This window comes from Streptomyces sp. NPDC007025, from assembly GCF_042869455.1.
In the GTDB taxonomy this organism is placed as follows: Bacteria; Actinomycetota; Actinomycetes; order Streptomycetales; family Streptomycetaceae; genus Streptomyces.
This window is the reverse complement of the sequence record NZ_JBIAFT010000013.1, coordinates 134523-148230: the sequence shown is the minus strand read 5'-3', so window position 1 is coordinate 148230 and position 13708 is coordinate 134523. Positions and strand designations below refer to the sequence as shown.

Below are 13708 nucleotides of genomic sequence, written 5' to 3'. Positions count from 1 at the left end.
ACCCTGCAAGGGAGCCGCACCTGTGAGCAGCGCCGACAGCAACCAGCGAACCCCCGAGCCGTCCCGGAACGCGCCCGGATCGGGTGACCCCGGGACGGCGGGGAACGGCTCCGCGAGGGAGCCCTCCGGCGCGGAGACCCCGGACGGCCACAGCGCCGACACCGCCGACGGCCCGGCCGGCGCGGTGAGCCTGGACAGCACCGAGAGCGTCGAGGCAGCCGAGTCCACCTCCGCACTGCGGGCCGATATCCGCAGGCTGGGCGACCTGCTGGGCGAGACCCTCGTCCGCCAGGAGGGCGCGGAACTCCTCGACCTCGTCGAGCGGGTACGCGCCCTCACCCGGAGCAACGGCGAGGAAGCCGCCGAGCTGCTGGGCGAGACCGACCTGGAGACCGCCACCAAGCTGGTGCGCGCCTTCTCCACCTACTTCCACCTCGCCAACGTCACCGAGCAGGTGCACCGCGGCCGCGAGCTGCGCCAGCGCCGGGCCGGGGACGGCGGGATGCTCGCCCGCACCGCCGACATGCTCAAGGACGCCGACCCCGCACACCTGGCGAACACCGCGCGTCACCTCTCCGTGCGCCCCGTCTTCACCGCGCACCCCACCGAGGCGGCCCGCCGCTCGGTGCTGACCAAGCTGCGCAAGATCGCCGAGCTGCTGGAGGAGTCGGACGGGGAGCTGGGCGGGGCCGAGCGCCGCCGCACCGATCTGCGGCTGGCCGAGAACGTCGACCTGGTCTGGCAGACCGACGAGCTGCGCGTCGCCCGCCCCGAGCCCGCGGACGAGGCGCGCAACGCCATCTACTACCTGGACGAGCTGCACCGCGGCGCCGTCGGCGATGTGCTGGAGGACCTGGCGGCCGAGCTGGAGCGCGCCGGCGCACCGCTGCCGCCCGGCACCCGCCCGCTGACCTTCGGCACCTGGATCGGCGGCGACCGCGACGGCAACCCCAACGTGACGCCGCAGGTCACCTGGGACGTGCTGCTGCTCCAGCACGAGCACGGCATCAGCGACGCGCTCGCACACGTGGACGAGCTGCGCGGCGCCCTCTCCAACTCCATCCGCAACTGCGGTGCCACCCAGCCGCTGCTGGACTCGCTCGAAGGAGACCTCGCGCGGCTGCCGGAGATCAGCCCCCGCTACAAGCGGCTCAACGCGGAGGAGCCCTACCGGCTCAAGGCCACCTGCATCCGGCAGAAGCTGCTCAACACCCGCACCCGGCTGGCCGAGAAGCTCCCGCACACCGAGGGCTGGGACTACCTGGGTACCGGAGAGCTGCTGGACGACCTCGTCCTCCTCCAGGACTCGCTGCGCGAGCACCGCGGCGGCCTGGTCGCCGACGGCCGGCTGGAGCGCGCCATGCGCACCATGGCCGCCTTCGGCCTCCAACTGGCCACGATGGACGTGCGCGAGCACGCCGAGGCGCACCACCACGCACTCGGACAGCTCTTCGACCGGCTCGGCGAGGAGTCCTGGCGCTACGCGGACATGCCGCGCGACTACCGGCAGCGGCTGCTGGCCAAGGAGCTGCGCTCGCGCCGCCCGCTCTCCCCCAGCCCCGCACCGCTGGACGCGGCCGGCGCCAAGACCCTCGGCGTCTTCGAGACCGTGCGCAAGGCGCTGGAGACCTTCGGCCCCGAGGTCGTCGAGTCGTACATCATCTCCATGTGCCAGGGCGCCGACGACGTGTTCGCCGCCGCCGTCCTCGCCCGCGAGGCCGGACTGATCGACCTGCACGCCGGCTGGGCCGAGATCGGCATCGTGCCGCTGCTGGAGACCACCGACGAGCTGAAGATCGCCGACGAACTGCTCGACGCGATGCTCTCGGACCCCTCCTACCGCAAGCTGGTCTCGCTGCGCGGCGACCTCCAGGAGGTCATGCTGGGCTACAGCGACTCCTCCAAGTTCGGCGGCATCACCACCAGCCAGTGGGAGATCCACCGCGCCCAGCGCCGGCTGCGCGACGTGGCGCACCGGCACGGCGTACGGCTGCGGCTCTTCCACGGCCGCGGCGGCACCGTCGGCCGAGGCGGCGGCCCCACCCACGACGCGATCCTCGCCCAGCCCTGGGGCACCCTGGAGGGCGAGATCAAGGTCACCGAGCAGGGCGAGGTCATCTCCGACAAGTACCTGGTGCCCTCCCTCGCACGGGAGAACCTGGAGCTGACCGTCTCCGCCACCCTCCAGGCCTCGGCCCTGCACACCGCGCCCCGCCAGTCCGACGAGGCCCTCGCCCGCTGGGACGCGGCGATGGACACCGTCTCCGACGCGGCGCACCGGGCCTACCGCGACCTGGTGGAGGACCCGGACCTGCCCGCGTACTTCTTCGCCTCCACCCCCGTCGACCAGCTCGCCGAACTCCACCTGGGCTCCCGCCCCTCCCGTCGCCCCGACACCGGCGCGGGTCTGGACGGACTGCGCGCCATCCCGTGGGTGTTCGGCTGGACCCAGTCGCGGCAGATCGTGCCCGGCTGGTTCGGCGTCGGCACCGGCCTGAAGGCCGCCCGCGAGGCCGGACTCGACAGCGTGCTGGAGGAAGCCCACACGCACTGGCACTTCTTCCGCAACTTCCTGGCCAACGTCGAGATGACGCTGGCCAAGACCGATCTGCGGATCGCCCGCCACTACATCGAGACGCTCGTCCCGCAGGAGCTGCGACACGTGTTCGCGACCATCGAGGCCGAACACGCCCGCACGGTGGAGGAAGTGCTGCGCATAACAGGCGAGAGCGAGCTGCTGGAGGCCAACCCGGTCCTCCAGCAGACGCTGAAGATCCGCGACGCCTACCTCGACCCGATCTCCTACCTCCAGGTCGCCCTGCTGCACCGCCAGCGGCAGGCCACGGCCGAGGGCAAGGAGCCGGACGAGAACCTGAGCCGCGCACTGCTGCTCACCGTCAACGGCGTCGCCGCGGGCCTGCGCAACACGGGCTGACCGCCCGCGCACGACCCCGGGCCCGGAGCCCGGGTGGCCGGGCCGACTGGCCCGGCCCTACTGGCCGGGGCCCGGGTGCCGCTCCCTCAGAAGGTGAGCAGCGCCCAGGCCCCGCCCATGATCAGCGCCCCGCAGGCTCCGGCGGTCAGCGCGGTCCTGCGCATCCGCAGGCCGCCGGCGATCACCAGCGAGGCCAGCAGCAGCGCGCCGCCCAGCGGGACCCAGGCGTACAGCACTCCGGCGGGACCGGTCCGGATGACATGGTCCGTACCGGGCTGCACGGCCACCTCCAGCGTCTGACCCTTGCCTCCCGAGACGAACTCGGAGACGGTCACCTGCTCGGGCCGCGACTTCTTCTCGTTCCGGAACGTCCCGGAGCACTCGTCGTCCTCGCACGACCGGACGGTGACGGTGCCGCGTTCGTCCCCCGCCATGGCGGTGGACGCGGTGTCCCACGACGTCCACACCCCGGCGACCACCAGTATCAGTGCGACCAGCGCCAGCAACCCGGCGCGCACCAGCAGCAGCATGCCGAAGGCGCTCTCGCCGAGCCGCCGCATCCGGCCGCGCCTGCTCTTGGTCCGTGCGGAACTCCGGGCGGACGTCCGGGCAGAGGTCCGGGCAGGTGCCCGGGCGGGTCTGGAAGACATGGCCGAGATCCTTGGCCACGTGTCGGTGGCCGGTCAACCGGCGCCGGTCGGCTTGTCCGCCCTTGTGGGCCTTTCGGAACGTCATATTCCGCACCGGGGCGCGCTCCTCGTCCGGGCCTCCCCGTATCCCGGGCGCCCGCGCACCCGCGGCCCGGATCCGGGTGCATGCCGCCGCCGGACGTCACCCGGAGTGCCCGACTCCTCTCCCCATGGAGTGGCGGTTCCACTACCCTCGCCGCACACCCTGCTGCGTAACGGTAAAACCACTCGCAGTAGTAGCTGTTGCCCCGGAACCGGACGGAGTCATGGACGGGATGTCCTTCGAGCAGGAGTGGAGCGCCCTCAAGCGCGGTGCGGACGGCACCGACTCGACAGCGATGCGGCTCGACCAGGCCACTTCACCGGACACCGGCCCAGGAGGCGGTAGCCGGACGGACGGATCCGGATGGCTGCTCCTCGAAGGAGATGACCTCGGACGCGTGGGGCATGCCGCCTACACACTCTGGCGCAAGCTCCGTACGTCGGCCGACCTCTCCGGCGGTGCGGGCGGCAAGAGCGCCGGCGCGACCGAACGCGCCGCATCCCAGCTCCGGGCCCACTCGTTCCTGCTCGGGGCGGAACTCGCCCGCACGGCGAAGTTCTGGACCTCCCAGGTGAACACAGTGCTGCAAGGGTGCGCCCACATCTCCAACCACCTGGACTTCTCCAAGGAGTACCAGGGCGAGGAGGACCGGAAGATCGGCGCGCAGATCCTGGGCAAGGACGGGCAGGAACTGCCGCCCTCGCAGATCTCCCGACTGCTGCACTGAGCCGGCCGGGCCGAGACGAGAGGGCGGGGGATGAAGGAGTCTCAGCTCACCTACAGCGACCTGGTCGCGGTGAACTTCTCCAGCTTCGGAACGGCGGTCGCGGACTGGAAGCAGATCCAGCGCGAACTGAAGACACGCGCCACCGAGGCCGAGGACGACATGAACGCCAAGGCGCGGAACGCCCGATGGGCGGGGCTGAACGCGGACGCGGTACGCCCCTTCGTGCGGAAGATCGCGGAAGAAGTCGAGGACCTGCGGCGCGAAGCCGCGAGCATCTGGAACCTGATGGACGACGCGCACCGCGAACTGGCCGACATCCAGAAGGACGTGGAAGCCGAACGGGACAAGGCGCACAAACTGGATGTGCACATCGCGGACAACGGCGACGGCACGGTCAGTTGCCGCTTCCGCTACGGAACGGACGACGCCGTCACCGCCAGCGGCTACTACGTCGGCGGCACCGACGAGAAGCGCACCACGAAGGAACGCGAAGCCCGCGACGCCATCGAGTCGCGGCTCAACTACCTCATCGGCAAGGCACGCGAGATCGACACCTCAACCGCGCGATACATCGGCAAGAGCCACGGCAAGGACAAGCACGACGCCGGCCACGCCACGTACACCTCCCTGGACGACGCCCAGGCGAAAGAGGCCGCCCGGCTCGGTGAGAAGGAGCTGGAGCTGGCCGCGCACGGCAAGGAACTGAGCACCCCCGACCTGCAACGACTGCGGGACCTGACCAAGTACAACGCCAAGGACGCGGAGTTCGCCACCGGCTTCTACCGCGAACTGGGCCCCAAGAAGGCCCTCCAGCTGCACGGCCAGCTGGGCATCGACGCCTCCACGGACGGCGGCGACACCCGCCGCGCGCTCTCCCGCACCATCCAGAACTCGATGGACACCGGCCTCGCCCTGGCCACCCGCAAAGACGGCGACGGTCCCCGCCTCGACAGCACATGGGTGACGGAACTGAAGAAAGCCGGCAAGGAACCGATCCTCCTCCACGATCCGCAGAGCAACGAATGGGGCAAGAACTCCATGCCCCAGCAGAAGGTCCTCGGCTACCAGGTCCTGGGCAACATGCTCCGGCACGGCAAATACGGCAACGACTTCCTCACCTCGGTCGGCAACGACATGGTCGAGACCGAGCGCAAGAACGAGTTCGGCCCGAGAGGCTGGCCCAACCCCCACAACGCCCGCAGCGACGCCGTCCTGAACCTCGACCCCAACGGCGGCGCCGGATTCGACCCCATGGCAGGCCTGATGACCGGCCTGAGCCACGCCCCGGGAGCGGCCACCGAATTCTTCAACGCCTACACCGGCGACGAGGACGGCCATCCGAAGAGAATGGACAACTTCGACTACTTCTTCGGCGACAAGGCCGCCAAGGACCCCCAGGAACCCCGCCACTGGCCCCACGACGGCGACGACGACGATGGCACCTTCGGCAAGGACGCCCTCGGCGGCGCCCTCGAAGCGGCAACGACGGGCCGGCCCGCGGGGGACGAGGGCCCGCCGGAGAAGCACGGTGAAGAGGAGGCGGCCTTGTTCCGGCGAACCGTGGACCATTTGGGTGACAAAGACAACGCCTCCTTGGTGCAGCACGGAGGAGATCTTGAGCCGCTCCAGTCCCATATGGGAAACATGGCTGCTGATTACATGCGCGATGTTCAGCGGGGGATGGTGAAGGTCCCCGATGGCTTTATAGCGGAGCAGGGGAAAGTGGCGGAGGTAGGAGATTTGGAAGGCGATGCGCTCGCTCGCTTCATCCGCACGGCTTCCCAGGACCCGGACGGTTATGCGTCAATTACGCACGCTTCTCACGCAGTCTCGGCAGAAGTCCTTCGGAACTCAATGCGTAATTCACCGGAGGGCTACAGCGTTCAGGACGCGGCGATAAAGGGTGCGGAGCCGGGTGCGCTGGTCGCTGCTCAAGCAGCCGAAGGGCGAGTTGACGGTATCGAAGCGGCTGAGGACAAAGTGGGAGCAGCCGAACGCTACAACGAATCACTGGATAAAAAGCAGGAGTTGGTCGGGCAGGTCGTGGATATGGGGCTCGGACGTCTCACTTACGGGAGCGAAGCCGCTGGCCAGGTAGCGGGAGTGGTGCAAGAGGCAGTTTTCGATCACTACAGGAAGGACCCAGAGGAGGTGGCCCGACAAGTGGCGGAAGGGCGCAGGGATTTTCTTGCAGATGAGAGAAAGAGAGAGTCAAGCGTTATGGAGGAGATCGCAAAAACTGCAGGTGCGCGCGCAGGAGTAAAGGGTGACACTCTGAAATGGGCGGCTACTGACGTTGCCAATGCTGTGGCTGAAAACTTTCCAAAGAAATGAATGGAAGGTTCCATTGGAAGAGGCGTGTTTGGTGAACATGAAGCGAATTTCCGTGTCGTGTGGAGTGTTGCTATTATCCGTCGCGACCGCAGTTTTCTGGTGGCTTGGGCCCGAAGATGAAGAGACGCTTTCCGTCCCTGAAAGAGTGTGTGGTGGAATTTTTTCAGGAGAGAAGATTGCACCCCTTCTTCGAGGCTCTGAAGGGGAAATGGAGTCGGAGGTGATTCGCAATTTCCCTGGGAGTCGAAATAGGTCCAATACTCCTGTTTGCGAGCTGAGTGCTGAGGGGGGAAGTGCTGGGTTCCGAGTAATTTACACTGGATACCCGGACGACCCTAAGGAGTTGAAGAAGGAATACAGGTTTATTGTGGAGTTCGGCCCTTCCTATGGGGCATATAGCTACCTCAGTGGGACAATCACTCTCGACATTCCTTGTCCCACGTCCAGCGATCCCAAAGCCACGTTGTTCCTGAATATGGGTGCGAGTGCGGCGCGTGAGGGAGACGCGGAAGGCATGACCAGACTCGAAGAAGTTGGCGGGTACGCCGCCCGCACTCTCGCGCAGAAGGTCTACAAGTGCAAGGGTGCCGAGAAATTGCCGGAGGGGCCGGTCCATATCAAGAAAGGGGAAGGAACTCGGTGAGCTTATGTATGCGTGGGGCGATAGCGACGGTGGCGGTGTCCGGTCTCGTGTTGTTGAGCGCTTGCGGAGGTGGTGATGACGGGTCCGGGAAGGGGGATATCGAGGGGGCGAAGGACGGCGGGAAGTCCGCCTCGGCTTCGCCGAGTGCGAGCGCTAGTGTGTCAGTGGATCCGGACGCCCCGAAATTCGACTTTCCGAAGGGTTTCGACGTCGTCTTCGAGGGGGGCATGACAGGTGATCCGGAGAAAGATGAGGTCTTGCGGGACCATGAATACGCCACCAAAGCCATATCGCTTTCCTACGCGACCGGCGATCCGGATCTTCCTGTTGCGAACAAATATGTGCAGGACGTGGCGGGGGAGACCTTCCGTTACAACCTCAAGAAGTACCGAAAGTCGGGGAAAGTTTCCACGGGTATCACTCGCTACTATGACCGCAAGGTGGAGCTGGGCAAGAAGAAGGCGGCAGTTACTTTCTGCGAGAGTCAACGAGACGCGTTCGCCAAGATGGTGGACACGGGGAAGGTCATCAGAACAGAGCCCAGTCCGAGTGATTTTACGAGCGTGAAAGACATCTTGGAGAAGCGCGGTGGGGCATGGGTGGTCATATCCAGCAGCGCGAAGGGAAGCGATGAGAAGTGCGCTCGCTGAGGTTACGGCGGGAAGTTGCCATCGCGCTGCTCTCCGCAGTGGCACTGGGAGCTCCGATGCCTGCTGTGGCCGGCGGGGGCGGACAAAGAGCGGATTCCGCGAACAAGGCGCCGCCGCAAGGCGAAGGCAAGTCCGACGGTATTGCCTCCCGCGTGCAGTTCTCCGTCCATCGCGCGCCGTCCTCCGGTGGGGCTGCGATGCGCCCTGTTCAGGGGGCGGATTGGGAGCCGCCGGCCTGCTGGTACGAACCGCGGTACTCGCCGGAGGAGTTCTCCGCGTATGCCACCAAGGTGGATGTCCGGCACGGAGAAGGGGCGAACGGGCGGGGTGGCGTGCGGGCGCGGTACCCGGACATGCATATCGGGGACAAGGGCGAGTGGTATGTCATGCGGTACAACACCGACACCACCAGCGGCACCCCCGGGGAGTGTCTTGACCGGGACGGGTTCGTCTTCATCGGGCCCGGTCACCCGGCGCCCGTCGGCGCCCCCGTCCTCGACGCCGAAATCCTCGCCGGGCTGGCCTATCAGAAGGCCAGATTGCCCGCTCCGCCGCTGACGCTGTCCCCGAAGGCCGGGCGGCAGGTGGTGAATCTCGCCACCCATGCCCGTTTCGCCAGGACGTTGGGCCGGGTCTGGGTGACCGCCGCCCTCGATCAGGCGGGACGGGAGCTGGCGGCGACCACGGTCGCTGAGCCCGTGCGGCTACGGCTGGACGCGGGCACGCCGGACGCGGATCCGGGGTCCTGTACGTATGACCTGGTCAAGGGCGCCGGTGGGGGGTACTCGGTGAACACCGAGGATGCCGGGTGCAACATCGTCTACCGGCGGGCCACCGCCGAGGGAGCGCAGCACACCCTCAGGGCGGCTCTGACATGGCGTGTCTTCTGGACCGAGGGGTCCGGTCCGGAGGGGAGGCCGCGGCGTCCGATGCCCGCGGGGGAGTCCGTCGGGGATGTCGCCGTCACCGTCAGGGAGATCCAGGCCGTCAACCGCGACTGAGCCAGCCTCGTCCGGGGACGAGGGCGCGACAAGGCCGGGGCGCCGACAGGGCGGCCCGCGGAGTACCACGGGCCCGCGGCGTCAGGTGTTGTACGTGCTCTGGGCGCGTTCCAGGCCGTCGGTGATCAGGGTCTCGCAGGCGTCCGCGGCGCGGTCGACGAAGTAGTCGAGCTCTTTGCGCTCTGTGCTGGAGAAGTCTTTGAGGACGTAGTCGGCGACCTGCATCCGGCCCGGGGGGCGGCCGACGCCGAAGCGGACGCGGTAGTAGTCGCGGCCCAGCAGTTTGGTGAGGGACTTGAGGCCGTTGTGGCCGTTGTCGCCGCCGCCGAACTTGAGGCGGAGGGTTCCGTAGTCGATGTCGAGCTCGTCGTGGACGACGAGCAGCCGGTCGGTCCCGATGCCGTAGAAGTCCAGCAGCGCCTTGACGGGTCCGCCGGAGACGTTCATGTACGACATCGGTTTGGCGAGCACCACGCGGGTGCTGGTGGTGCCGGGGATGCCGATGCGGCCCTCGAGTACGTGGGCGCGGCCTGCCTTGTGCGACTTGAATCTGCCGCCGGTCCGTCCGGCGAGGAGGTCGGCGACCATGAAGCCCACGTTGTGGCGGTTGCCCGAGTAGTCGGGGCCCGGGTTGCCGAGTCCGGCGATGAGCCACGGGGTGGTGGCCGGCATACGTGGTCCTCCGGTCGTGGGATGTCCGCCGGGCACCGGTGGGGCCCGGGAGCCCGGTGGTGCGGGTGGGACGCGGCCCGGCAGCCGCGTCCCACCCGCACCGACCCGCTGGATGCGGGGCCCCGCGGCGTCGCGGGGCCGTGGGGAGCGGGAGCTTACTCGGCGCTCGCCGCGCCTTCCTCGCCCGCGCCTTCCTCGCCCTCGGCGGCGGGCTCCTCGGCCTGGGCGGCGAGGATCGAGATGACGGTCTCGTCGCCCTCGATGGCCAGCGTGGTGTTGCCCGGCAGCTTGATGTCCTTGGCCAGGATCTGGTCGCCGACGTCCATGCCCTCGACGGAGACGGTGACCGATTCCGGGATGTGGGTGGCCTCTGCCTCGACCGGCAGCGTGTTGTACACGTGCTCGATCAGGTTCTGGCCCGGGGCCAGCTCGCCCTCGATGTGGATCGGGACCTCGACCTGGACCTTCTCGCCCTTCTTGACGACCAGCAGGTCGACGTGGACGAGGAACTGGCGGATGGCCTCGCGCTGGACGGCCTTGGGGATGACGAGCTGCTTCTTGCCCTCGATGTCCAGGTTGATCAGGACGTTCGAGGTCTTGAGCGCCATCATCATGTCGTAGCTGGGCAGGGCCACGTGGATGGGCTCGGCGCCGTGGCCGTAGATCACGGCCGGGACCCTCTCCTCGCGGCGGAGCCGACGGGCGGCGCCCTTGCCGAACTCGCTGCGGACGGTCGCGTCGATGTTGACGTCAGCCATGCTGCGCTCCTCGTAAGCGGTGGTACGGATGTCTGCGGTGCCACTCGGTCCCGACGGACCTGCTACGAAGAGCGCGCGTCGATAACGGAGTATCCGATCCCCATGAAGCGGACCGGCCTCCCTCGCCGAGCGACTCGTGGAGTCTACGCGGTGCGGGAGGCCGGTCGGAAATCGATCAGCGGAGCGGGCCCGGGAGGGCCGGGCGGCTACGCCTGCTCGTCGAAGAGGCTGGTCACCGAGCCGTCCTCGAACACCTCGCGGACGGCGCGGGCGATCGTCGGCGCCATCGACAGCACCGTGATCTTGTCGAGTTCGAGCTCGCTCGGGGTGGGCAGGGTGTTGGTGAAGACGAACTCGCTGACCTTGGAGTTCTTGAGCCGGTCGGCGGCCGGCCCGGAGAGCACGCCGTGTGTGGCCGTGACGATGACGTCCTCGGCGCCGTTGGCGAACAGCGCGTCGGCGGCCGCGCAGATGGTGCCGCCGGTGTCGATCATGTCGTCGACCAGCACGCAGACCCGGTCCTTCACGTCGCCGACGACCTCGTGCACGGTCACCTGGTTCGCCACGTCCGGGTCGCGCCGCTTGTGGACGATGGCCAGCGGGGCGCCGAGCCGGTCGGCCCAGCGGTCGGCGACCCGGACGCGGCCCGCGTCGGGCGAGACGACCGTGAGCTTGTCGCGGTCGGTCCTGGCGGCCACGTAGTCCGCCAGCAGCGGCAGCGCGAACAGGTGGTCGACCGGCCCGTCGAAGAAGCCCTGGATCTGGTCGGTGTGCAGGTCGACGGTGAGGATGCGGTCGGCGCCCGCGGTGCGGAACATGTCCGCCATCAGCCGGGCCGAGATCGGCTCGCGTCCGCGGTGCTTCTTGTCCTGCCGGGCGTACCCGTAGAACGGGACGATCACGGTGATGCTCCGCGCCGACGCCCGCTTCAACGCGTCGATCATGATGAGCTGTTCCATGATCCACTTGTTGATCGGCGTGGTGTGGCTCTGGACCAGGAAGCAGTCGGCGCCGCGCGCCGACTCCTGGAAGCGAACGTAGATCTCGCCGTTCGCGAAGTCGAAAGCCTTGGTCGGGACCACGCCGATACCGAGCTGCTTGGCGACTTCCTCGGCGAGTTCGGGGTGGGCGCGGCCGGAGAAGAGCATGAGCTTCTTCTCGCCGGTCGTCTTGATCCCGGTCACTGCTGTTGTCTCCCTGTGTGTGCGCCGCACGGCGGCTCGGTGGGGGGCGGCGTCGGTTGGCGGGGGCGGCGTCGGTTTTCAGCCGCGTGGCCCATCAGGCCTCCATAACCGTACGCCCCCCGTCATACAACCGGATACCCGGTCTTAACCCTCTTCTGCGGGAACCTGCCCGCTCGCGCCGTTCGCGGAACGGGCGTTCCCGGCCGTCTCGGGGGCTCGCGAGGGCGGACCGGCGGGCTCCTGCGCCACCTCCTGCGCCGCTTGCGCCGAGGCGCTGCCCGGCCGTTTGCGGGCCACCCAGCCCTCGATGTTGCGCTGCTGGCCGCGCGCCACGGCCAGCGAGCCGGGCGGCACATCCTTGGTGATCACGGAGCCCGCGGCGCTGTAGGCGCCGTCCCCGATCGTGACAGGAGCCACATACATGTTGTCCGCACCCATCCGGCAGTGCGAGCCGACCGTCGTGGTGTGCTTGCTCTCACCGTCGTAGTTCACGAAGACGCTCGCCGCGCCGATGTTGCTGTGCTCCCCGATCACCGCGTCGCCCACGTAGGAGAGGTGCGGCACCTTGCTGCCCTCGCCGACCTCGGCGTTCTTCATCTCGACGTAGCTGCCCGCCTTCACCTTCGGGCCCAGCCGGGTGCCGGGCCGCAGATAGGTGTAGGGGCCGACCGCGCACCGCTCCCCGATCTCCGCGCCCTGCGCGACGGTGTTGCTGACCGTGGCCCCCGGCCCCACCCGGGTGTCGGTCAGGCGCGTGTTCGGCCCCACCTCGCTGGCGGGGCCCAGGTGTGTGCCGCCGAGCAGCTGGGTGCCGGGGTGGACCGTGGCGTCCGGTTCGTAGGTCACGTCCACGTCCATCCACGTGGTGGCCGGGTCCACGACCGTGACCCCGGCCAGCATGGCGTCCTCCAGCAGCCGGCCGTTGAGCATCCGGCGGGCCTCGGAGAGCTGCACGCGGTTGTTGATGCCCGCGATCTCCCGGTGGTCGCCCGCCACCGCGGCGCCCACCCGGTGACCGGCCTCCCGCAGGATGCCGAGCACGTCCGTCAGATACTCCTCGCCCTGGCTGTTGTCCGTGCTGACCTGCGCCAGCGCCTGCGCCAGCAGCCGGCCGTCGAACGCGAACACCCCGGAGTTGATCTCCCGGACGGCGCGCTGCTCCTCGGTCGCGTCCTTGTGCTCCACGATCGCGGTGACCGCCCCGCCGCCGCTCTCGCGCACGATGCGGCCGTAGCCGGTCGCGTCCGGGACCTCCGCGGTCAGCACGGTGACGGCGTTGCCGTCGGCGACGTGGGTGTCGGCCAGCTGTTGCAGTGTCCCGCCGGTCAGCAGCGGGGTGTCGCCGCAGGTCACCAGGACCGTTCCGGCGGGCCCCCCGTCGCCCAGCTCGGCCAGCGCCATCCGGACGGCGTGCCCGGTGCCGTTCTGCTCGTGCTGCACGGCGGTGCGGGCCTCGGCGTCCAGCCGCGACAGGTGCGCGGTGACCTGCTCGCGCGCGTGTCCGACGACCACGACCAACTGCTCCGGATCCAGCGCCCGCGCGGCGCTCACCACATGGCCGACCAGGGAGCGGCCGCAGATCTCGTGCAGGACCTTGGGGGTCGCCGACTTCATGCGGGTGCCCTCACCCGCTGCGAGAACGACGACGGCTGCCGGGCGAGTGACGCTCACGGGTGTGCCCTTCGGCTTCGGGGGTGGGTGCATCCCGCAGGATACCGGGGGGTTCGCCGTGTGCCGGGAGGGCCGGGCCCTCGGGCGGCGGAAGAGGGCCGGGCCGGGCCATGCGCGCCGTGACGTCCGGATCGGGTGTCCCGTGACGTCCGGATCGGGTGTCCCGTGGCGACCGGATCGGGTGTGCCGTGGGCTCCCCCGCAAGGATTTGAACCTTGACTACTGGATCCAAAATCCAGGGTGCTGCCCGTTACACCACGGGGGAAGGTGGCTCAGAGCGTACCTGACGCGGCCTCGTCCGTCCGGTGGGTTCACGCCCGTCCGTCCGCCGGATTCGCGGTCCGCGGAGCCGCGGCGGTCGTGATCCGCCGACCTCCGCGGGACTGCCGGTGCGGGCCGCC

The 13708-nt window shown here is 68.7% G+C and carries 11 protein-coding genes and 1 tRNA gene; 6 read left to right on the top strand and 6 right to left on the bottom strand.

The window, feature by feature from the left end; genetic code table 11:
- Positions 1-184 precede the first annotated feature (184 nt).
- Positions 185-2935, top strand: a complete 2751-nt coding sequence (gene ppc, locus ACFYMO_RS24975) for a phosphoenolpyruvate carboxylase (protein WP_366773674.1) — start codon at positions 185-187, stop codon at positions 2933-2935.
- Positions 2936-3021: 86 nt separating this feature from the next.
- Here ppc and ACFYMO_RS24970 read toward each other — a convergent pair whose 3' ends face one another.
- Positions 3022-3495 (bottom strand): hypothetical protein, encoded by a 474-nt coding sequence (locus tag ACFYMO_RS24970; RefSeq protein ID WP_366773673.1) that lies wholly within the window; start codon positions 3493-3495, stop codon positions 3022-3024.
- Positions 3496-3890: 395 nt separating this feature from the next.
- On the opposite strand from ACFYMO_RS24970, the gene ACFYMO_RS24965 reads away from it, so the two are divergent.
- From ACFYMO_RS24965 to ACFYMO_RS24945, 5 genes are all read left to right on the top strand, one after another.
- Positions 3891-4394 carry a hypothetical protein gene (locus ACFYMO_RS24965; protein WP_366773598.1) on the top strand — a complete coding sequence of 168 codons (504 nt, stop codon included), beginning with the start codon at positions 3891-3893 and terminating at the stop codon, positions 4392-4394.
- 30 nt (positions 4395-4424) lie between these two features.
- Positions 4425-6728, top strand: coding sequence for a hypothetical protein (locus ACFYMO_RS24960; RefSeq protein WP_388549036.1), 2304 nt, complete (start codon positions 4425-4427; stop codon positions 6726-6728).
- A gap of 31 nt (positions 6729-6759) precedes the next feature.
- A complete protein-coding gene (locus ACFYMO_RS24955; protein WP_388549033.1) occupies positions 6760-7371 on the top strand; it encodes a hypothetical protein in 612 nt (203 codons plus the stop codon).
- An 8-nt stretch (positions 7372-7379) separates the two neighbouring features.
- Positions 7380-8021 carry a hypothetical protein gene (locus tag ACFYMO_RS24950; RefSeq protein ID WP_366773595.1) on the top strand — a complete coding sequence of 214 codons (642 nt, stop codon included), beginning with the start codon at positions 7380-7382 and terminating at the stop codon, positions 8019-8021.
- A 353-nt stretch (positions 8022-8374) separates the two neighbouring features.
- A complete protein-coding gene (locus ACFYMO_RS24945) occupies positions 8375-9022 on the top strand; it encodes a hypothetical protein (RefSeq protein WP_366773594.1) in 648 nt (215 codons plus the stop codon).
- 81 nt (positions 9023-9103) lie between these two features.
- On the opposite strand, the gene pth is transcribed toward ACFYMO_RS24945, so the two are convergent.
- The 5 genes from pth to ACFYMO_RS24920 form a co-directional block, all read right to left on the bottom strand.
- Positions 9104-9694: an aminoacyl-tRNA hydrolase gene (gene pth / locus ACFYMO_RS24940; protein ID WP_388549030.1), complete on the bottom strand. Its 591-nt coding sequence runs from the start codon at positions 9692-9694 to the stop codon at positions 9104-9106.
- A 155-nt stretch (positions 9695-9849) separates the two neighbouring features.
- The gene (locus tag ACFYMO_RS24935; RefSeq protein WP_366774570.1) at positions 9850-10452 is read right to left on the bottom strand and encodes a 50S ribosomal protein L25/general stress protein Ctc; all 603 of its coding nucleotides are present in this window, start codon (positions 10450-10452) and stop codon (positions 9850-9852) included.
- Positions 10453-10658: 206 nt separating this feature from the next.
- Positions 10659-11636, bottom strand: a complete 978-nt coding sequence (locus tag ACFYMO_RS24930) for a ribose-phosphate diphosphokinase (RefSeq protein WP_366774569.1) — start codon at positions 11634-11636, stop codon at positions 10659-10661.
- Positions 11637-11780: 144 nt separating this feature from the next.
- Positions 11781-13307: a bifunctional UDP-N-acetylglucosamine diphosphorylase/glucosamine-1-phosphate N-acetyltransferase GlmU gene (glmU, locus tag ACFYMO_RS24925; protein ID WP_366774568.1), complete on the bottom strand. Its 1527-nt coding sequence runs from the start codon at positions 13305-13307 to the stop codon at positions 11781-11783.
- 193 nt (positions 13308-13500) lie between these two features.
- A tRNA-Gln gene (locus ACFYMO_RS24920) sits at positions 13501-13572 on the bottom strand.
- Between the last annotated feature and the right edge of the window lie 136 nt (positions 13573-13708).